This window comes from Microcoleus sp. S1D4 (assembly GCF_036700765.1).
Classification (GTDB): domain Bacteria; phylum Cyanobacteriota; class Cyanobacteriia; order Cyanobacteriales; family Microcoleaceae; genus Microcoleus.
On sequence record NZ_JAUBPP010000013.1, the window covers coordinates 86,833 to 109,339 of the forward strand.

Genomic DNA, 22,507 nt, shown 5'->3' on the forward strand with positions numbered 1-22,507 from the left:
CCAACTCCCACACCAACTCCCACACCAACTCCCACACCAACTCCCACACCAACTCCCACACCAACTCCCACACCAACTCCCACACCAACACCCACACCGATACCAGTTCCCACACCAACTCCCACACCAACTCCCACACCGATACCAGTTCCCACACCAACTCCCACACCAACTCCCACACCGATACCAATTCCCACACCGACACCCACGCCAACACCGACAACGGATAATGCGATCGTCGAACCCCTACCAGCCCCAGAAATCGACCCCGGCAGTATTACTCAAAATTCCGCCCAACAAACTCTCAACGGCGGTGACAGCACCGATTTCATCATAGGCGATGGCATCAACGAGTCAATTAACGGACTTGGCGACAATGACACCCTCTACGGAATGGGCGGCAGCGACAACATCGACGGCGGCAGCGGTAACGATTCCATCTTCGGCAATACCGACAATGACTTAATCTTCGGCGGCACCGGCAACGATACAATCTACGCCGGCAAAGATAACGACACTGTGGTTGGCGGAGAAGGCGACGACTTTTTGAGAGGAGATTTAGGCCAAGATACTGTTGCCGGTGGCTTTGGCAACGACAGCATTTTTGGTGGCAAAGATGACGATATTTTGCTGGGGGAAGATGGCGACGACTATCTGTTAGGCAACTTAGGAAATGACACAATTAATGCTGGAAATGGCAACGATATTGTGTTTGGAAATGAAGGTGCAGATTTAATTTTTGGTAAGGCTGGAAATGACACGCTTTACGGCGGCAAAGACAATGACAGTCTCGGCGGTGGCGATGGTGACGATTTACTATTCGGTAACAACGAAAACGATTTGCTCGAAGGTTATACAGGCAACGATACTCTGTACGGCGGCAAAGGCAATGATAGCCTCTTCGGCAATGCTGGTAACGATTTCCTTAGCGGTGATGTGGGAGATGATACTTTGACTGGCGGTTCGGGGAATGATGTATTTCTGCTAACTCAAAGTTTAGGCAGTGATATCATTACGGATTTCCGCCAAGGCGAGGATTTAATTGGGTTAAATTCCGGTTTGAGTTTCAATCAACTAACTATTACTGGGAGCAACAATCAAACTTTGATTAGCGTCACCAGTAGCAATCAATTGTTAGCAAAACTGAACGGTATAGCGCCCGGTACTCTGACCGCTAGCGATTTTATTAGTCAGTAGTGATACCAAATCCGCGTTTTGGAGATTCTTGACGATTCGGCCTCATACCGCCGAATCGTCAAGGGGAGTATGTTACTGTTTCCTCTTCTCTTCGCGTTCTTTGCGTCTTCGCGGTTAAATCATTCAAAGGGGCGAACACAACAAGCGATCGCCCTTTTCCACCATCGCATTTGTCCGCAAATAATCCCGCAGGCGATCGCAACCATAACCCAATAAATCCAGATTCAAAACTTGCTGTACATTCCACAAAATCAGCCTGTTATCCTCGCTCACCGAAGCCACAAACGTCCCATCAGAACTGTACGCCACCCCCCGAATCGCCCCAGAGTTACCTCTGAGCGTCGTTAATTCCGTACCGTCAGAGTTCCACAACTTCACCGTATTATCCACACTACCAGAAGCAATAATCTTACCATCCGGGCTAAATGCCACTCCCCAAACCGCCGCCGCGTGACCTTCAAGAGTTCTCACTAACTTACCATCCACAGTCCAAATCTTAACAGTATTGTCCCCACTGCCAGAAGCCAGAAATTTACCGTCAGGGCTAAACGCCACCCTCCACACCGCAGCAGTATGACCTCGAAAAGTTCTTACCAAAGTACCGTCAAGCTTCCACAACTTAACAGTACCATCGCCCCCAGCCGAGGCAATTAGCTGACCGTCCGGGCTAAATACCACCTGCCAAACAGGAGCACGATCTCCTGTCATAGTATGCAATAAAGTACCATTGGGCCGCCAAAGTTTAATAGTATTATCTTGACTGCTAGAAGCAATAATTTGACCGTCAGGACTGAAAGCCAATCCAAAAATCGTAGCGTTATGACCTACCAAATTTGCGATCGCATTTCCGTTTCGAGTCCAGATATTCACCTGATTATCGTTTGTGCCAGAAGCAATTAACTTGCCATCGCGACTCAGTGCAACAGCATAAATCGCAGTATTTTGTCCAGTGAAAGTCTTCAACAATTTGCCTTGCCGACTCCAAAGTTTAGTCGTGCCATCCTCGCTGCCTGTGGCAATTGTAGAACTATCCGCACTCAGTGCAATCGCCCAAATCCCAGCTTTATGTGCACTAATAATCGTCCGCAAAGGGTTGTGACTCTGCCACAGCCTCACCGTATTTTCTGCACCCGCCGAAGCAATAAAACTGCCGTCAGGACTCCAAGCCATCCCCCAAATCCCAGCAGTGTGACCTCTAAAAGTCGTCAGTTCTGTGCCATCAATATTCCATAGTTTTACAGTCCCATCCCGACTTGCCGTAGCAACAGTCTGACCGTCTGGACTGAAAACAACTGCGGATACTACAGCAGAATGACCTTCAAGCGTTCTCAGCAAAGTACCGTCTTTGTTCCAGAGTTTCACCGTTTTGTCTCCACTTCCCGAAACAACAATCTGACCATCTAAACTAAACGCCACTGCGGATACCACAGAAGTATGACCCCGGAGAGTTCTTAACACTTTGCCGTCAGAGTTCCAGAGTTTCACCGTTTTGTCTCCACTTGCGGTAGCAACAGTCTTACCGTCTGGACTAAAAGCCACTGAGGGTATCCCAGCAGTATGACCCTGGAGAGTTCTTAACAGTTTGCCGTTTTTGTTCCAGATTTTCACCGTTTTGTCCATGCTGGCAGAGGCAATTGTTTGACCGTCGGGACTAAACGCCACTGTCCAGATACTAGCAGTATGACCCTGAAAAGTTTTCAACAAAGTGCCGTTTCGCTGCCAAATTTTCACAGTCCCATCATCACCTCCAGAAGCAATAAACTGACCGTCCGGGCTAAATTTGACCGATCGGACGATCGCCTGATGACCCTTGAGCGTTGCCACTTCTGTACCATATCGCCGCCACAGTTTAATGGTTTTATCCACACTTCCAGAAGCAATTAACTGGCTGTCAGGACTAATATCCACGGTCATCACTGCCGCTTTATGTCCCGATAAACGGTTGTATTCATCTATTTCATAAACCCCTTGTCGCAATACATCAATAACTTTATTTTCAATCTGTGTCTCTGTGTTCCTTAACTTTTGCAGTCTGCGCTTAGCTTTAATCGCTGCTATTAGTGCATCCAATCGGCGATCGGACGCAAACAATCCCTCAGAAGAAGAAACCAACGCTGCAATTTCACTAATCCGAGCTTCGCGTTCCCGAATAGTGGCCCGGCAATACAGAGAATAACTTGTTACTCCTAAAACACTAGCAATCATCAGTGCAATACTCACTAAAAATAGCAATAAATTTTGCTGTTTTGCAGTCTTTTTTTCTTGTGCTAGTCGTGCTTCAACTTCCTTGATTCGTTCTGCTTCTAATGCTTGCTGAACTTCTCGCCTGTCTAGTTCGGCACTAGCAGCTAAAAACTGATAGTCTAGGTTGCTCAAACTTTTTTCCTGGGCCCATATTTGACCGTCTTTTAAGGCTTGTCCCCGCAAAAGTCGGGAATAATCTGTTTGGTGTGAAGCAATCCAAGCATCGAAAGTTTGGGAATACGGGCGCAATTGTCCTAACTGTTTATCTACCCATCGCAGGTTAAAAATTTCAGCATAAATTCTGTTTCTTACCTGCAAAAAACCATTGACTTTAACAATTAAGCCCGACAATAATAGTTCTATTTGTTCGGGAGAATTATCGGCAGATATTCCCGTTGTTCCTATTAAAAAAGGTGATTTTGAGTGATTCCCAAAAGCTGTCTGACAATCAAATTTACCCCCTTCACAATCCAAAATTATGGGTAATCTTGATTGTAATATTTGCTGATAAATGCCGAGCAATCTCCCTGCCCGTTGTTCGTTGCTAACAACCCGATTTTTTATGGTTTTTAAATGCTCTGGTTCATCCTGCGATTCCCATTTATCTATAATATGTTCTTTCACTAAACAATCTACCCAGAACTTCTCCGTTCCCGCTGGGAAAGTCACTGTTTTGGTTGTAGATTTAGTTGCCATATACGCCAAATAGCAAAGCTTTTGAGTTAGAAATGGCTGTCCAGAAGTCCAAGCTAATATCTGTTTCAAAATAGGTTGATAATTAGTAACTGCACTTGCCAAAGCCGCCGCCAATGGTTGGGCTTCGTGCAGTTCAAAACCGCGCAAATTTATCGCTCGACCAATATTAAAAGGAGTTCGTTTTTTATCTGCAATTAAATCGCTTGGTGTCGCCACACCAAAAATTGCAAAATTAATTCGATTATACTCTGAATTAATTGCTCGTTGATTGTAGCAAAATCTAATTAGGGCAAAAAAATCATCAACCGGAAAATCTAAGCTAAGAATGCTGTCAATTTCATCAACAAATATAATAATTTTAGTGTCGGGAAATTTAACCAGCAGAATATCTTCAATAAAATGACTCAATCTTTGTAAAAACGAAACATCTTCTTCATCGCGCCACCATGTTTTTAAATTAACTTGTCCTAAAAGATTGAAGCCGCGCCACAAATCGGCGACCATTCCTTTATACCACTGTAAAGGGGTGATATTTTCACTGCCGATGTGAGTCATGTCGATGGTGCTGCATTGAAAACCTTCTGATTGTAGTCGGTGCAGGGTGCGGACTAAGAGAGAAGATTTGCCCATTTGTCGCGAGTTGAGGACGTAACAAAATTCCCCTGTTTTTAAGGCTTCATAGAGTTCGGCATCTGCTTGTCGCACTACATAGGTCGGTGCATCATTGGCGAGGCTACCGCCGATTTGGTATTGATAATCGTTAATCATTTTGAGTTAATAGTTGATGATTATTTAGCGATCGCCCACGGCATCGCACAAATGTCTATCCTCCTCCTTCACATCGGCATTTGTTCGCAAATAATCCCGGACGCGATCGCACGCATAACCCAGTTCATCGAGTTTGAGAATACGCTCTAGATCCCATAAAATCACAGTGCGATCGTCCCCGGCTGAGGCAATTTGTTTGCCATCAGGACTAAACGCAACTCCCCAAACGTTCCCTTCATGTCCGGTTAGCGTCGTTATTTCTGTCCCGTCTGCCTTCCAAAGTTTGAGTGCGCCAGTTGAGCCTCCCCCCACCAGCATTTGACCATTAGGACTGAAATCAACTGCCATCATGCCTCTAGTATTTCCCTGGAGGGTTTTGAGCAACGTGCCATCGATCGTCCAGAGTTTAATCGTGTCATCCCTGCTGGCAGTTGCCAAAGTGCGACCGTTTGGACTGATGGCAACTTCCCAAACAGGGCTGCGATGACCCTCTAGAGTCTTGAAAAACCTACCGTCAACACTCCACAACCGAGCAGTGCTGTCGCTACTGGCTGAAAGCAGCCTCTGTCCGTCAGGGGTAAAGTCCACATCGTAAACCCTGGCCCGATGCCCTGTGAAAGTTTTCAGCAAAGTGCCGTCCTTGTTCCACAGTTTCACAGTTTTATCGTTGCTAGCAGAAGCCAGTAGCCGGCCATCTGGACTTGGGGAGATATCCCAAACTCCAGCTTCATGACCTGTTATGGTTTTCAGTAATGTCCCGTCGAACTGCCAGAATTTAATTGTTTTATCTTCACTAGCGGTAGCAAGGAAAGGTGCGATCGCAGGATTGGCAAAGCTAGCACCAGAGAGGAAAGCAACAGAGCGAACGGCAGCCTTATCTGTGGCAAAAGACTTCAGCAACGTGCCGTCTCGCGCCCAGAGTTTGAAACTGCCATCGGAACAGGCGGAAGCTAGCATCTGACCTTCGGGGGAGAAATCCACATCCCAAATCGTGCCGCCATGTCCGTAAAGGACTTTCGAGAAGGGGTTTGTCGGATTCCAGAGTCGAGCGGTATTGTCGTCGCTAGCAGAGACAACCATTTGACTGTTGGGAATAAAGGTAACGCCTCGAATTCCCGATTGATGCCCTTTAAGGACTTTCAAAATTGTCCCGTCCGGCTTCCAGAGGTTGATAGTTTGGTCGGCGCTGGCGGAAGCAATCATATCACCTGCTGTGCTGACGGCGACTTCAAACACTTCCGAACTGTGACCGCTAAGAGTTCGTAGCAGGGTTCCATCGGGTTGCCAGAGTTTGACAGTGTTGTCAGCGCTGGCAGAGATAATGGCGGGACGTTTTACGCCGCTATTGTCTGCAAGTAAAGCGAACTCAACGTCCCAAACGGTGGTGCTGTGACCTTCCAGAGTGCTCACCAGTTCGCCATCTAGAGTCCAAACCTTGACAGTATTATCAGTGCTGCTAGAGGCGAGCAGGTTTCCATCCGGGCTAAAGGCAACACCCCAAACTGCACCTTGATGTCCGCTGAGGGTTTTGAGCGGTTTGCCATCGGCACTCCACAGGCGAATGGTGCTGTCTTCACTGGCGGAGGCGATGCGCTCACCGTCTGGACTCACGGCGATCGCCCATATGGCAGCCTTGTGTCCCTGAAAGGTTTTGAGCAGTTTGCCTTCCCGACTCCACAGATAAATGTTGCCGTCCACGCTGGATGTTACCAGGCGCTGGCTGTCGGGACTAAAACGAAGGGCGTAGACGCTGCTGATCGTGTGCTGGAGAGTGTGCAGCAAGGTGCCATCCCGTTGCCAGATTTTGGCTGTTTGGTCGCCGCCTCCGGTGGCGATGAGTTGACCGTCTGGGCTGACATCAACTGCCAGAACCGGGCTGGAATGCCCCAACAGGCGATTGAATTCTGCCGTTCCGTAGATGGCTTGTTGCAGCACTTGTTGAACTTGAGATGGCAACTGGGGACTGGAATTAGCTAGGCTGTCGATCCTGCGTCTGGCTTTGATGGCGCTCACGAGGGCATCTAATCGCTGTTGGGATGCGAATTGCCCTGCCGATGAGGAGGTGAGGGCTTGAATTTCGCTGATGCGGGCTTGCTGCTCACTGGTGATGGCGTAATGATATTGCCAGAGAGCAAGAATGCCAAAGGCGATCGCAACTATTAGCGCTCCGCTGAGCGCCCCAAGAAATCTTCGCTGCCGCTTCGCTGTCTCTCGCTCTAAAACTAACCGCTTGCGTTCTTCTGTGAGTCTGGCTTCAACTTCTCTAAGCCTCGCTGCTTCCAGTGCTTGCTGCACTTCCAGCCTGTCTAATTCACCAGAAGCCGCTAAAAAGTGATAATCCAAATCGCTCAAACTTTTTCCCTGGGCCCAGTAGGAAGCGTCTTTTAGCGATTGTCCGCGCAACAATCGTGATTCATCGGTTTGTTTTGAAGCGATCCAAGCGTTAAAAGCTTGCGAATAAGGACGCAGTTTCTCTAACTGTTTTTCTACCCATTGTAGGTGAAAAACTGCTTGATAAATCGGGTTATTTACCTCTAAACAACCTTGTTGTTTTACTACCAAACCTGATAGCAGCAGTTCGATCTGCTCTCGACTATCATCCGCTTCAATTTCACCACATTGTAAGAGGTTTTGATAGATACCTAAGCTACGTGCAGTGAGTTGTTCGTTGCCAATAATGCGATCGCGGATTGTCTTTAAATGCTCTGGCTCATCTTGCGATTCCCATTTATTGATGATGTTTTCTCTCACCAATGATTCCACAAAGAAACCCTCCGTTCCCGGTGGTATTTTTAAATCACCGCTGTGGGCTGACCCCGCCATTTTTACTACTAATTCACATATTTTTTGCGTTAAAAATGGCTGTCCTCCCGTCCAATCTAAGATTTCTTTGAGAACTGCCTGCGGATTGGCTATGACATTTTCTAACCCTTTCGCTAATGGTTGCGCTTCTTCTAAGCTAAATCCTGACAAATCGATCGCTTGTCCGATATTAAAAGGTGTCCGATTTTTATCGGCGATTAAATCGCTGGGTGTAGCTACTCCGAAAATCGCGAAGGTAATCCGGTTGTATTCTGAATTAATAGCTCGTTGGTTGTAACAATAACGAATCAATGCGAAAAAGTCATCTACTGGAAAATCTAAGCTTAAAATACTATCAATCTCATCGACAAATATAAAAATTCGCTCACTCGGAAATTTTACTAATAAAATATCTTCAATAAATTGACTCAATCTTTGCAGGAGAGAAACTTCTTCTTGTTCTTGCCACCAGGTTTTTAAATTAACTTTTCCTACAAGATGGAAACTGCGCCACAAATCCCCAACGATTCCTTTATACCACTGTAAAGGAGTAATGTTTTCGCTGCCGATGCGGGTCATGTCGATCGCGCTGCATTGAAATCCTTCGGCTTGCAATCGATGGAAGGTGCGAACGAGAAGGGAAGATTTGCCCATCTGTCGGGAGTTGAGGACGTAGCAAAACTCGCCCTTTTTTAAGGCTTGATAAAGTTCGATATCTGCTTGTCGTTCGACGTATGTAGGCGCATCAGTGGTGAGACTGCCACCAATTTGGTAAGAGTAATCTTTCATAATTTATAGTTAATTGTTTCGGAGAATTTAACGATCGCCCACTCGATCGCACAGATGTCTGTCCTCCTCCTTCACATCGGCATTTGTCCGCAGATAATCCCGCACCCAGTCGCAACCATAAGCCAGGGGGTCTGTATTGAGAATTCGCTTCACATCCCACAAAATCGCCGTTTGGTCATGGCTGGCGGAGACAAGGAAAGTGCCGTCGGGACTGAAGGAAACTTTTGTCACCAAACCTCTATGTCCCGTGAGCGTCCTCAGCAAGATGCCATTTTTATTCCAGAGTTTCACCGTGTTATCCAGACTTGCCGTAGCGACGATTTCACCATCCGGGCTAAAGGAAACTCCCTGCACTCCCTGTGCGTGACCTTTAAGCGTTCGCAGAAGCTGTGAAGAGTGAGGAACTGAGGTGTCAATAAGAGTCGATAAGGCATCTAATTTCCAGAGTTTGGCGGTGCCATCTGTACTGGCTGAGGCTAGAGTCTTGCCATCGGGACTGAAACTGACCCCCATACTCATAGCCTGATGGGCATCAATCGCCTGCAACAAAGTGCCATCGGGCTTCCAGATAGCGAGAGTACCGCTGCTACCGACGGCAGCTAAAGCTTTTCCATCAGGGCTAAAGGCCACACTCCAGAAGGCGCTGCCATCTAGCTTCAGAGTTCGCACTAACACGCCGTCTGGCTGCCAGAGTTTCACCGTGCCGTCTGAGCTTGCGGAGGCAATAATTTTACCGTCCGGACTCCAAGTAATTCCGTAAACTACACCTTTGTGGGCGTTGATTTCTGAGAGAAATCTGCCATCCTTGTGCCAGAGTTTAACTGTTTTTTCACCCCCTGAAGCAATGAGTTTACCGTCAGGACTGAATGCCACATCCCAAAGCCCCCCTGTACCCTCCTGAAGCGTCTTCAGCAACGTGCCATCGACGCGCCAAAGTTTCACCGTGCCGTCTGTACTGGCTGTGGCGACGATTTTACCGTCAGCAGCGAAAGCAGCTCTATAAACAGCAGCGTCGTGACCTAGCAGGGGCAAGAAAAAAATGTTTTTCGGCTGCCAAAGTTTGACAGTATTTCCTATAGCCAGCGAAGCAATTGATTTGCCGTCAGGACTGAAATCGATATTCCATACTGCACCCCGATGTCCTGCAAAAGTTCTCAGATCTTTGCCGTCTTTGCTCCAAAATTTGATTGTGCGATCGCCGCTGGCTGTGGCGATAATCTCACCGTCAGGACTGAAATCTAGACTTTCAACGCCAGATGCGTGACCTTTAAGGGTTCGCAGGGGCTGTAACTCTTCGTCTGACGGGGCATGGGAGGGCCAAAGTTTAACAGTTTTATCCATGCTGGCGGAGGCAAATATCTTGCTGTCAGGACTGAACTCGACCTCCCATATCGCAGCGCTATGCCCTTGAAACGCTCGCAGTAACTTTACGGAGGCCCAGAATAAGCCGTCTTTTTTCCACAATCGGATCGTACCCTCGGCACTTGCGCTAACGAGCATTTCCCCGTCGGGGCTAAAGCTAAGACTCCTCACCGCATCGGTGCGATCGAGAATGGTTAATAAATTGCCGTTTTTGTCCCAGAGTTTAACGGTGTTATTCTCACCGGATGCAGCTAAAGTCTCGCCATCTGGACTGAACGCCACACCGTTAAACTCCTTACTGTGTCCCTCAAGGGTGTGTAGGAGTTTGGGACCCGACCAAGACGTTCCCTGTTGCTGCCAAACTTTAAGTGTGCCATCTCCACTGGCGCAAGCGAGGAGTTTGCTGTCGGGGCTAAAAGCCATCCTCCACACTATACCGTTGTGGGGAAGAGTCGCAATCAGGGTTCCATCTCGCTGCCAGAGTTTGACCTCGTTATCTGTACTTGCAGAGGCAATTGTCCCAGCGTCGGGACTGATTGCTAATCTATACAGTGTCGCCTGATGTCCTGATAAGCGGTTGAACTCGGAAGCTCCATAAACTGCCTGCTCTAGTAATAATTGCACGCGCTTTTCTAGTTCGGGATTTGCGCTGCCGAGTTGTTGCAGTTTGCGCTTGGCTTTGATGGCGGCGATGAGGCTGTCTAATTTTTGCTCTAAGGTGAAGAGGGCTTCGGAAGAGGTGGCGATCGCTTCTACCTCACTCAATGTAGCTCGACGATATTGCCAAAAAGCAGTTGTTCCGAGAAAGAGGGCGATCGCTAATGCCAAAGAGAGTGCAGCAATAAACCACTTTTGCCGTCTGGCATTTTTTTCGACTTCTTTTAACCTTTCTGCTTCTAAGGTTAGTTGCATTTCTTGCTTGTCGAGTTCGGCGCTAGCTGCTAAAAACTGATAGTCTAAATCGCTCAAACTTTTTCCCTGCATCCAGATTTGAGCATCTTTTAAGGCTTGTCTCCTCAAAAGGCGCGAATCATCTGTTTGTTTGGCAGCGACCCAAGCATCGAAAGATTGGGAGTAAGAACGCAGTTGCCCTAATTGTTTCTCTACCCATTCTATATTAAATACTTCTTGATAAATTCTATTTTTTACCTGCAAATAGCCTGCATTCTTTACCACTAAACCCGATAGCAATAGTTCGATTTGTTCTCGGCTGTCATCGGTTGGCACTTCCACGTCTTGTAAGATTTGCTGGTAAATGCCGAGTAATCTTCCGGCGCGTTGTTCGTTTCTCAGGATGCGATCGCCTATCGTTTTTAAATGCTCCGGCTCGTCTTGCGATTCCCATTTATCGATGATTTGCGATCGTACTAAACTATCCACCCAAAATGCCTCGGCTCCAGGGGGAATATTTACTAATCCTCCCGCCGTTTCTAGGCTGGATCTATACGCCAAATAGCAAATTTTATGGGTGAGAAATGGCTGTCCTGAAGTCCAAGCTAATATTTGTTTGAGAACGGTATGAGGATTACTGACGGCACTCTCTAATCCCTTAACTAATAGTTGGGCTTCGTGCAGTTCAAAACCCTGCAAATCTATAGCACGACCGATATTAAAAGGAGTTCGCTTTTTGTCTGCAATTAAATCGCTTGGCGTGGCTACTCCAAAAATTGCAAAAGTAATGCGGTTATACTCTGGATTAATCGCTCGCTGATTGTAACAATACCTAAGCAAAGCAAAAAAATCATCTACCGCAAAATCTAACCCCAGAATGCTATCAATTTCATCGACCAATATAAAAATTTTGTCTTCAGAAAATTGAGTCAACAAAATGTCTTCAATAAAATAGCTCAATTTTTGCAAAAAGGAAACTTCTTCTTCTTTCCACCAAGTTTTTAAATTAACTTTTCCTACCAGATTGAAACTGCGCCACAAATCCCCAACAATTCCTTTATACCATTGTAAGGGAGTGATATTTTCGCTGCCGATGCGGGTCATGTCGATCGTACTGCATTGAAATCCTTCTGCTTGCAATCGATGGAAGGTGCGTACCAGTAGCGAAGATTTGCCCATTTGCCGCGAGTTGAGGACGTAACAAAACTCGCCGTTTTTTAAGGCTTGATAGAGTTGGTCATCTGCTTTTCGCACTACGTATGTAGGGGCATCACTGGCAAGACTGCCACCAATTTGGTATGTTACCTCGGTCATGCCGTTTACGGGTTGGTTTAAAAGTGAAAGTTGAGTATAAAAAGAGGCAGTCTGAGCGTTATTTTTGTCACCATCCCTACTGAATTATAATCCAACGGTGAGTATGTAGTTAATCAATTTAGAGGTGATAATGTGGTGCGATCCCTCGCCTTCCCAGACTTAAACTTAACAGCAGCACAGATTTTTACGGTAGGCAATCACTAAATAAAGTTTGGCGAACCAAAATACAGGCGGTACAACTCGCAGCTTAGCGTACAGCGGTTGTTATCGATATGAATTAGCCCCATACTCACTAATTTACAAGCTACTATCGGCTCTAATTCCAGACCGCGCTCAGATTTTACCACTTGTTTAAGGGCAATTGCGAGTTCAGTATCTGCTTGCAATGTCACCCAAAAATTCCGCAAGTAATCTTTATAAATTCCTCCTATGGTGGGAGCTTCTTGCAAAAGCATATCTAGCGTTACAGCCTTTTGATAGAGATGGTAAAAAGCGAGCCGCACTAGATAAGGATGTCCCCCCACCATTGCCATCAGTCGCTCGGCATCGGGGCTATCTGTCCAATCGAGTCGGTAACGCTGTGCTAAAGCAAGTATCTGCTCTTCTGTAAAATAGGGCAATTGCAGCGGCAAACCGACATTAAAAGGCGATTCAGTTAGCTTTAAAGGAATATAAATTTCTGTGGAATGAAGGACGATTAACCGCAGTTTTCCCAAGGTTTTATTCCGCTTTGCTTCTTCATGCCAGCTTCGCAGCAGCGGCAAAAATTCTCGGGCAATTTTGGGATACTCAAAAATTCTATTGACTTCATTTAAAGCTAAGACTAAAGGGCGATTTATTTTGGTTAATATATATTGCTGCAAATAAATGGTACAGCTTACTTTGCTGCCCATATCTTCATCCCAAAAATCATCTAATAAAGGTGGAAAATCTAGATGCCTGCTGATGTTGGCACAAAACCACCGTAAAAATTTATCGAGGTTGTCTAAAACAGCTTCCTCAGCTTGCTGAAAATCCAAACTTACAGTTCGGTAGCCAAGAGAATTAGCGCGGTCTAAAATTCGCAGCAAAAGTGAACTTTTACCCATCTTCCTGGGAGCTTTTATCCGCAGAACACTCCCTGGTTTGGCAATTTCTTGATAGGCTAGTTCTTCAATTAGCGGGTGATTGATATAAAATGGCGAACCGAGGGGTACGGGAGAGCCGGGATATTCTAAAGGTGTTGCTAGGCATTGGCTGCAGGTAAATTTTTCAATTAATTCTGCTTCCTCTGCGGTTAAGGAACGCGATTCTAGAGAGGAGCGAAAATTAGATTTACTAATAGGTATATGCAAGATTTCAGAGAGAGATTGCCACAAGCCAGAGGCGATGTTTCTCAGGTAATGCTCTCCGTAATGAGAGGCAGATGCGATGCTTGTATAAGTCTTTCCTTCCCAGACTTGGCGGAGCAGGATTTCTTGTACGGGATGTAAATCTTTTTGCGATTGCGCACGAGTTAGCTGTAGTACCTCATCTATGGTCATAATTGGCAATTGCCGGTAAGTTTATAGTTGATATTATCACTTGTGATGTAATTTAAAGCTGAGTTGGTGTCAATCTAAAGTTAAACCTTCCGCAGGGACTTAAGTCCCTGGCGGCTAAATGTGACACCAATGAAGAGTCAACCCGAATCTACAGGTTTTTGAGAAGGGTTCTCTTCGGCGAGTTAAATCCGTGACATCCCTTAAATCTGGTATTTGCCCGGTTGCCTGAGTGGTCGCTGAGTGCCACAACCCAATTTCAAGAGACGCTGGCGGGGTTAGCTTTCAGGTAGCAGCGCTGAGTTTTTCCAAAGCAATTGGCCAAAATGTCATGTAGGTGTCACAGTTCGTCGTGAAGCTAAAAGTAAGAATGTGACAGTTGACATCGCTCTATATTAATCGATTGATGTTAATTTAATTAAAAGTAGTTTCAAATCGCTGCATCGACTCATCACAAGTGTTCAGTCCAAAAGTCTAATTTTACTTTTGGTTGCAGGATGGTTGGGAAATCGTCCGGCAATATCCTTTTCCTAAACTTGGCTAGCAAATAACCTAGTTTATTTCACACAAATGGTTCATAAAATGTTTTCTAACTATTTTATTCCTCACGGTCATTGCTATTTGTGGAAGCCTGGATTAGTGGGGCTGCACATTTTGTCTGATGCTTTGATTGCTTGCGCTTATTTTGCGATACCCATCACGCTGATTTATATTGTCAAGAAGCGGAAAGACCTGCCGTTTGACTGGGTTTTCATGTTGTTTGGCTCTTTTATTGTCTGCTGTGGCATTACCCACATTATGGAAATATGGACGCTGTGGCATCCTAATTATTGGTTTTCAGGTTTTCTGAAAGCGATTACGGCGCTAGTTTCGCTATCCACAGCAGCAGTGCTGGTGGAACTAATCCCAAAAATCTTGGCTATCCCCAGTCCCGCTCGATTGGCGGCGGCAAATTTGGCTTTACAAAATGAGGTGGGCGATCGCAAGCAAGCTCAGGAAGCACTCTCTCAATTAATGCTGGAGTTGGAAAAGCGAGTTATTGAAAGGACGCAAGCTTTAAAGGTTGCTAACGAGCTTTTGCAACAGGAAAATCGCGATCGCTCCTTGGCTGAAAATTCATTGCGACATTCTGAAGCTAAACTGTTAAAACAAACTCAGCAGCTCGAAAATACTCTACAACAACTCACAAGTGCCCAAACCCAACTCGTGCAAACTGAAAAAATGTCTTCTTTGGGGCAAATGGTAGCTGGAGTCGCTCACGAAATCAATAACCCCGTTAACTTCATCTATGGCAATCTGATTCCGGCCCGGGAATACATTCAAGAGATCTTGGGATTGATTAAATTTTATCAAGTTTATTACCCTACTCCTCCACCGGAAATTGCTGACAAGATTAACAGCATCGAACTCGACTTTATTTTAGAAGACTTGCAAAAAATTTTTAGTTCGATTAAAATTGGAGCCGAGCGCATCAAAGATATTGTTAAATCTTTACGCACCTTCTCCCGCTTAGACGAAGCCGATATGAAAAAGGTAAATATTCATGAAGGTATCGACAGCACTTTAATGCTTTTGCAGCACCGCCTGAAAGAACAGCCATACCGTCCGGCTATCCAAGTGATTAAAGACTATGGAAATTTGCCAGATTTGGAATGCTACGCCGGACAGCTCAACCAAGTATTTATGAATATTTGTTCTAATGCGATTGATGCTTTAGAACAGATGGCGGTGCAGAAGCATTCGGTCAAAAAAGACTGTTGGGGGAAAAATTTACCCGATCGCTTGCAATATGCCCATTGCCAACGGCTAACAATTCGTATCAGCACGCTTATGGTTGACGGCGAGTGGGTGCAGATTCACATTGCTGATAATGGCAGTGGCATAGATGCTGAGGCGATCGCTAAAATTTACGATCCATTTTATACGACTAAACCTATCGGTTATGGTACAGGTCTGGGTTTGGCAATTTCTTATCAAATTATTCAAAGCCATGAAGGTTATTTGCGCTGCACTTCCGAGGTTGGGATGGGTACTGAGTTTATTATTAAAATTCCCTTAAAATCCCAACCTCAGCGAGCAACTTTTGCTGAAAAAGTTTTGGTAAAGCTGTAAATGTTGATTCATGCCGTTTTGGTAAATCAACTTGTAGGGCGGTTGATTATAACCAGCCCTAACCTTGAGACAGGGCTGGCTATAAAAACCCACCTCACAAGAACCAGAAGAGTGTTGCACTTAATATAATTTGCCTGTAAAAATCATGTGGGAAATAGTCAAAAATATCTTTTCTCCAACTCAGTATATGCCGCACGGTCACTGCTATCTGTGGCAAACGCCTTTGGTGTGGCTGCACGTAACCGGCGACTTTTTAATCGCGATCGCCTACTATTCAATTCCGGCGATGCTGATTTATTTTATTTTGAAGCGACGCGACGTTCCGTTCTCAGGAATATTTGCTTTATTTAGTACATTTATTGTTCTTTGCGGTACGGGTCACTTGATAGATATTTGGACGCTATGGCATTCCGCTTATTGGCTGTCCGGGATTGAAAAAGGAGTGACTGGTCTCGTTTCCTGCTACACTGCCGGAACGCTGTTCGGGCTAATTCCGCAGTTTTTATCATTAAAAAGCCCTCAAGAATTAGAAGAAATTAATATCAAATTACAGGGGGAAATCGCCGTGCGTGAAAATGCAGAATTAGCTCTGCGCTGCGCCTATGAAGATTTAGAAATTAAAGTGCAAGAGCGTACCCTACAGTTGACAGAAACTAACACTTCCTTAGAAACTGAAGCTCGCGATCGCCAGCAAGCCGAGTTAAAATTGCGCTCTGTTACCGAACGCTTGCAATATTTGTTGGCTACTACTCCCGCAGTTATTTTTAGCTGCCAAGTGGGGGGAAATTATGACGTAACCTTTGTCAGCGAGAACATTATTTCACTGATTGGCTACGAAGCGCAAGATTTTTTTGAAGGTTCCCTTGATTGGCACAGCCTCGTTCACCCGGAAGATCGAGAAATTGTAGATACGGCCTTCGCTAAAATATTGGAAAAAGAATCGATTTCCTACGAATACCGCGAACGGCACAAAGACGGTAATTATCGCTGGATTTACGATGAGGTTAAGTTGGTCAAAGATGCTGCTGGCATACCTGTGGAGTGTGTTGGTTATGGAGTAGATATTACTGCTCGCAAACAGGCAGAAGCAGCTTTGCAACAGCAACTAAAAAGAGAGCGACTGGTGAATTCCATTCAAGAGCGGATTCGCTCTTCTCTTAACCTAGAAGAAGTTCTGACAATGGCTGTTGAAGAAGTTCGCGAGTTCTTGTCAACAGACAGGACTGTTATTTACCGTTTCAACCGAGATTGGAGCGGATTTATAGCTGTCGAATCGGTAGCAAGGGGTGTGATGCAGATTCAAGGAATTGACATTAATGACCCTTGTTTTCGCGAAGGCTATATTTCTGTTTACCAGCAGGGGCGCGTTCGGGCGATCGATAATATTTATACGGCTGGTATTTCAGAGTGCCACATTAATTTACTCAGCCAGTTTCAAATTAAAGCTAACCTCGTGGTTCCTATTTTGCAAGGGGAAAATTTATGGGGCTTACTAATTGCTCATCACTGCCGCAGTCAAAAACAGTGGAACTCTTCTGAGATAGAATCTCTCAAGCAAATTTCTGTACAGCTAGCAATTGCCATCCAGCAATGTACGCTATTTGAACAAGCGAAAACAGAAATTGCCGATCGCAAGTTGGCAGAAGCAGCGCTGCAAAAATCTGTCAGGGTGGCTGATGCCGCCAACGTCGCCAAAAGTGAATTTCTTTCTTCTATGAGTCACGAATTGCGTACTCCCCTGAATGCAATTCTGGGATTTAGTCAGGTGATGGTGCGCGATTCATCCCTAAACAACGAACACCAACAACACTTAGGAATTATTAATCGCGCCGGAGAACATTTGCTTTCGCTAATTAATGATATTTTGGAAATGTCCAAAATTGAAGCAGGCAGAATTCAACTTAATGAAAGCAGTTTTAATTTAATTCGCCTGCTAGAAACCCTAGAAGAAATGTTTCGACTGAAAGCTAAATCTAAGAGATTGCAGCTAAAATTTGAAATAGCCCAAAATGTACCGTACTTTGTTAATGGAGATGAGGGTAAATTGCGCCAGATTTTGATTAATCTTGTCGGAAATGCCATTAAGTTTACAGAGACGGGTAGCGTTACCTTGCGAATGAAAAATAAGGTAGAAGAAAATTTGGCGACTGAAAATGTAGAGTTGAAAGGCACGCAAACAAAAACCGCCGACAGGGGATATGAAAAGTCCGCGCCTGCGAATTTTGATTGTGCAGACTCGAATTCTATTCGCCCGGTATCTTTACACCTTCAGTTTGAAATTCAAGATACTGGCCCCGGCATTGCTGCAGAAGAAATGAATAAGTTATTTATACCATTCGAGCAAACAAAAGCAGGTTATAAATCCGAACAGGGAAGCGGACTAGGCTTACCAATTAGTCGCAAATTTGTCCAAATGATGGGAGGGGATATTGTTGTCAGCAGTACACCTGATTTTGGAAGTACGTTTTCATTTGATATTCAACTGGGTCTGGCCGATGCCACCGAAATTCAAATGCTTAAACCGCATAAAAAAGTCATTGGTTTAGCACCAGATCAACCAGAGTACCGGATTTTGGTGGTTGACGATCGTGCCGATAATTGTCTAGTCATAGATAGATTATTGTCACCGCTAGGCTTCCTCGTGCGAGAAGCTAAAAATGGTCAAGAAGCTATTAATGTATGGAAAGATTGGCAACCGCACCTGATTTGGATGGATATGCAGATGCCTGTAATGAATGGTTATGAAGCAACCAGACAAATTAAATCTCATCCTCTCGGAAAAGAAACGGTGATTGTCGCCCTCACAGCTAGCGCTTTTGAAGAGGAAAGAAAAACTATTTTAGCAGCAGGCTGCGACGATTTTATGCGTAAACCGTTTGAGGCTAAAATCTTGTTTGCTATCATAGAGAAATACTTAGGACTTAGCTATGTTTACGATGAATCTGTTGATAATAATCTTGAAAACGAAAGCGAATTGAGTGGGGTTAGCAGCAATGAATCCGTAGGATTACAACTCGCTCAAATGCCTAGTGAGTGGCTGGATAATATCCATGATGCTGCTCATGAATGCTACGATGATAAGATTCTTCGGTTGATTGAGGAGATGCCTGTAGAGTTTGCTGTCTCTGCACAGGTTTTAACTGATTTAGCACGTGATTTCCTGTTTGATGATATTATTGAGTTAGCGAAGTCTGCCATTAAGGCCTGTGACTCTTAATATATTGGATTTTGAAAAAATACGGTTAGCGATCGCATGAACAGCAATCAGTCTCCTACAATTCCAGCCACCATTTTAGTAGTTGATGATAAACCAGATAACGTGCGGCTTTTATCTACAATCCTAACTGAACAAGGCTATCAGGTTCGCAAAGCGTTGAACGGAAAAAGAGCTCTGGCGACGGTGCAGGAGTTTCCGCCGACTCTAGTTCTGCTGGATGTGATGATGCCAGAAATGAATGGATATGAGGTGTGTGCAAACTTGAAAGCTTCACCAAAAACCAGTTCGATTCCAGTGATTTTTTTAAGCGCCTTAGATGACGCTTCAGATAAGGTGAAAGCCTTTGATGTGGGAGCGGTTGATTATATTACTAAACCTTTTCAAGGTAAAGAAGTATTAGCACGAGTGGCAAATCAGTTAATAATTCAAAATCAGCAACGACTGCTTCAACATCAAACTAAGCAACTAGAAGAGTTTGTCGATCGATTGCAAAAGGAAATTAAAGATCGGCAGAAAGTTGAGCTAGCTTTACGGCTGGCTCAAAACAAATCGGATCATTTATTGCTGAATATTTTACCGGCTGCGATTGTTGAAAATTTAAAAAAAGGCGAGGGTTCTGCTGCTGAAAGGTTTGAGTCAGCAACAGTTCTTTTTGCAGATATTGTCGATTTTACGTCTCTTGCTGCCAGAATTTCACCGCTAGAATTGGTAAGGTTTCTCAATAAAATTTTTTCAAAGTTTGACGAACTAACTGAAAAACACGGTTTGGAAAAAATTAAAACAATTGGGGATGCTTATATGGTGGCGGGGGGTTTACCTGTGCCGATGGCAGATCATGTAGGGGCGATCGCAAATATGGCGTTGGATATGCAGGATGCGATCGCAGATTTTAAAACCGACACGGGCGAACCCTTTCAAATTCGGATTGGCATTAATACAGGCCCAGTAGTTGCTGGGGTGATTGGCACTAAAAAATTTATTTATGACTTGTGGGGAGATACTGTTAATGTTGCTTCTCGCATGGAATGTCAAGGATTACCGGGATATATTCAAGTGACTTCGGCTGTTTGCGAGCAGTTAAAAGAGCGGTATGTATTGGAGGAAAGAGGCGCGATCGCGGTTAAAGGTAAAGGAGAGTTAATTGTTTATTGGCTAAAGGCTAAAAAATAGAGTTAAAACTCATTGCTAAGTTATATAGTCTTTAGAGCTCTAATAGGAGGTACTATCCGGGATAGGGCATTGGCCCGCGCAGGGCATTGGCCAAACAGGCCCGCGCAGGCCAAACAGGGCATACCTCACCACGCTTGAGAACCGTTATAGTACAATACGGTTTACTTAAGTTATCAGTTGTAGGGTGCGTCACTCGTTTAATTGTAGTTGATAGCGAGAGTTGTTCTTGGCGACGCACCCTACGTTGACTAAAATTATTCAATCTAAAATCGACTGAATTCTCAGATCGTGTCGGATCGATTTACCACAATAAGTAAGGTTCGTAGTGCGGGCTTGCATACGCTCAATATTTGGTACTTTTGTGGACACGCACAAACAGTATTTTCTATGGTAATCGACCGGAAATGATATCACCTTTTTGAGAAAGGCTATAGCACAATACGGTTCACTTAACATATTTATGCCCCGGAGATCCCCCTCGCATCCCCCTTAAGAAGGGGGACTTTGAGGGGATTCTTGTTCCCCCCTTTTTAAGGGGTGTGCCAGGGAGATCGTCTTAAGTAAACCGTATTGGGCTATAGCAAGTCCGGGCTGATTTACGACTGTTAAAAAATGAAAATAATTTGCAGTTTCAATAGGGAATTTTCCCGGACTATCTCAATACGCTCGATAAACTCACGAAAATAAAACCTGCGTTCCGATTCCGACAAATCCAGCCAAAACTGGGGAAGAGAAACTGTTTGCGCGGTTTCTCGCAAGTTGACTGGGGGCAATTGTGCGAGCCTGCTTTGCATTTCGGCTATTTCCGTGCGGACTTTGTAGGCTCTCAGTTCGGCGGTTTCTTTGTCAAAAATGCCACTTTCAATCAGGGCTGGTAATTGCTCTATGATTTCTTGTTTCGAGCAGATAGATCCGGCAATTCCTGCTTTAATTGCGTTCATCTGCGGCATTTGCAACTGGGCGACGGCATCGGGCAAATCCCGACAAATTCCTGCTATAGTTAATTGCAATACTTCTTCGTAGGAAATACCGCTGCATTTGGGCTGGGACAGACAGTTAATCGGTCGCAAATAAAGGTATTCTCGATCTTTGCGGTAGGAGGTGACTTTTGCGACTGTCATGGGCGATCGACATTCCGCACAAATTGCTAAACCTGCGAGGGAACGCGGGGCGCTGGCGCTGCGGGGAGAAAGGTGGCGGTTGCGGCGCAACAATCGGTCTATTTGGGCGGCTTCTTCTCTGGAAATAATCGGGACGTGGGTGTTAGAAATGACTTGGCCCTTTTGATATTCTAAATCGCCTCGGTAGGCGGGATTTGTCAGCCAGCGGCGGCCTGTGCTGACGGAGATTTTTTTGTTGTATTTCTTTGCTAAATGGCGCACGGAACCGCGCAGGGAACCGTAGATGAGAAAGTGATCAAAAAAGTCTTTGACGGCGGGGGAAGCGGTTTTGTCGATCGTATATTTGTCTTTGCCGCGCCGGTAGCCGTAGGGGGCTTTTCCTGGTGGGGGAAGGGATTTGATGCGGTTGCGGGCGTGTCCTTTGCGAATGCTGCGGCTGTGTTGGCTGCGCTGGACTTCTGCGAGGAGTTTGAGTAAGTTTGCTCTATTTTCGGTTTGTTTTTCGTCTGTGACAATGAGTTCGATGCCGAGGTTTTCGAGTTTTTCTAGGTGCGCGCACACTTGCTGTACTGTGTCGCCCAGTTCTTCAAAGCGCTGAATTAATAGGTATTTGACTGGTTCTGCTTGGCAATCTTTTAGGAGTTGTTGCAGTTGCTGTCGCCCTCCTAAGTCTTGATAGATGCGATCGACCTCTTGGCCCCAAATTTCGGGCGCTGGCGCAGCTTCTAGTAGCGGTTCGCTGTAAGAGTAGGCGATGATTTTCATCTGTTACTCGCTGAGTTCAATGATGTTACCGTCGGGATCTTGGGTAAATAATGCCGATCGACCTGACGCACTCATTTGTACCGGACAATTGCTGGCTATTAATTGTTGTTTTGCCTCCTCTAAGTTTGCCACAGAAAATGCTAGATGTCGGTTGCGTCCCAATTTTTGGGAATCTATGGCATCTGGTATAATTGTTGCTGCTAAAATTAGGTGAAGCTGGAAGTTGCCGATTTGATACCAGATTCCGAGAAATTTTAATTCTCGATCGATTTTTTGCAGTCCTAATACATTGCTGTAAAAGTGTTCAGATGTTTCTAGTTGGGAAACTAGGATAGCACAGTGGAGGGGTTGAGTAATTTGCATTTTTATTTTTGTTGAATATTAATTTTTTGACCGCTGATGCTGGCTGATGAGCGCCGATCAACGCAGATTGGTTGATGTTTGTTAATTTTTGACATGATAACACTAGCTGTCACTTTTAATACTGATTACCACAATTTAAGCAATATTATTTATATAAGTTAATGCTGAATTTTGCA

Annotated in this window: 10 protein-coding genes; 4 read left to right on the forward strand and 6 right to left on the reverse strand. The window is 45.1% G+C overall.

Annotated elements, in window-relative coordinates; all coding sequences use genetic code 11:
* Positions 1–1,197, forward strand: a 1,197-nt coding sequence (locus QT998_RS15350) for a calcium-binding protein (RefSeq protein ID WP_333116465.1), incomplete at its 5' end; no start/stop codon positions are given.
* A gap of 123 nt (positions 1,198–1,320) precedes the next feature.
* Here the strand turns inward: QT998_RS15350 and QT998_RS15355 are convergent.
* From QT998_RS15355 to QT998_RS15375, 4 genes are all read right to left on the reverse strand, one after another.
* The gene (locus tag QT998_RS15355; RefSeq protein WP_333116467.1) at positions 1,321–4,905 is read right to left on the reverse strand and encodes an AAA-like domain-containing protein; all 3,585 of its coding nucleotides are present in this window, start codon (positions 4,903–4,905) and stop codon (positions 1,321–1,323) included.
* A 24-nt stretch (positions 4,906–4,929) separates the two neighbouring features.
* Positions 4,930–8,496, reverse strand: a complete 3,567-nt coding sequence (locus tag QT998_RS15360; protein ID WP_333116471.1) for an AAA-like domain-containing protein — start codon at positions 8,494–8,496, stop codon at positions 4,930–4,932.
* 27 nt (positions 8,497–8,523) lie between these two features.
* Positions 8,524–12,063, reverse strand: a complete 3,540-nt coding sequence (locus QT998_RS15365) for an AAA-like domain-containing protein (protein ID WP_333116473.1) — start codon at positions 12,061–12,063, stop codon at positions 8,524–8,526.
* A 200-nt stretch (positions 12,064–12,263) separates the two neighbouring features.
* Complete coding sequence (locus tag QT998_RS15375; protein WP_333092144.1) at positions 12,264–13,586, reverse strand: AAA-like domain-containing protein; 1,323 nt, start codon at positions 13,584–13,586, stop codon at positions 12,264–12,266.
* Positions 13,587–14,165: 579 nt separating this feature from the next.
* Between QT998_RS15375 and QT998_RS15380 the strand changes: the two genes are divergently transcribed.
* The 3 genes from QT998_RS15380 to QT998_RS15390 all read left to right on the forward strand — a co-directional run bounded on the left by QT998_RS15380 (position 14,166) and on the right by QT998_RS15390 (position 20,082).
* A complete protein-coding gene (locus QT998_RS15380; protein ID WP_333092145.1) occupies positions 14,166–15,695 on the forward strand; it encodes a sensor histidine kinase in 1,530 nt (509 codons plus the stop codon).
* Positions 15,696–15,840: 145 nt separating this feature from the next.
* On the forward strand, positions 15,841–18,912 hold the full coding sequence (locus tag QT998_RS15385; RefSeq protein ID WP_333092146.1) for an ATP-binding protein: 3,072 nt from the start codon (positions 15,841–15,843) through the stop codon (positions 18,910–18,912).
* 36 nt (positions 18,913–18,948) lie between these two features.
* Positions 18,949–20,082, forward strand: coding sequence for an adenylate/guanylate cyclase domain-containing protein (locus QT998_RS15390; protein ID WP_333092148.1), 1,134 nt, complete (start codon positions 18,949–18,951; stop codon positions 20,080–20,082).
* Between the two features lie 605 nt (positions 20,083–20,687).
* Here the strand turns inward: QT998_RS15390 and QT998_RS15395 are convergent.
* Together QT998_RS15395 and QT998_RS15400 are read right to left on the reverse strand one after the other, a co-directional pair.
* Positions 20,688–21,968 (reverse strand): recombinase family protein, encoded by a 1,281-nt coding sequence (locus QT998_RS15395; protein WP_333092150.1) that lies wholly within the window; start codon positions 21,966–21,968, stop codon positions 20,688–20,690.
* Positions 21,969–21,971: 3 nt separating this feature from the next.
* Positions 21,972–22,331 (reverse strand): VOC family protein, encoded by a 360-nt coding sequence (locus QT998_RS15400; protein WP_194069792.1) that lies wholly within the window; start codon positions 22,329–22,331, stop codon positions 21,972–21,974.
* Between the last annotated feature and the right edge of the window lie 176 nt (positions 22,332–22,507).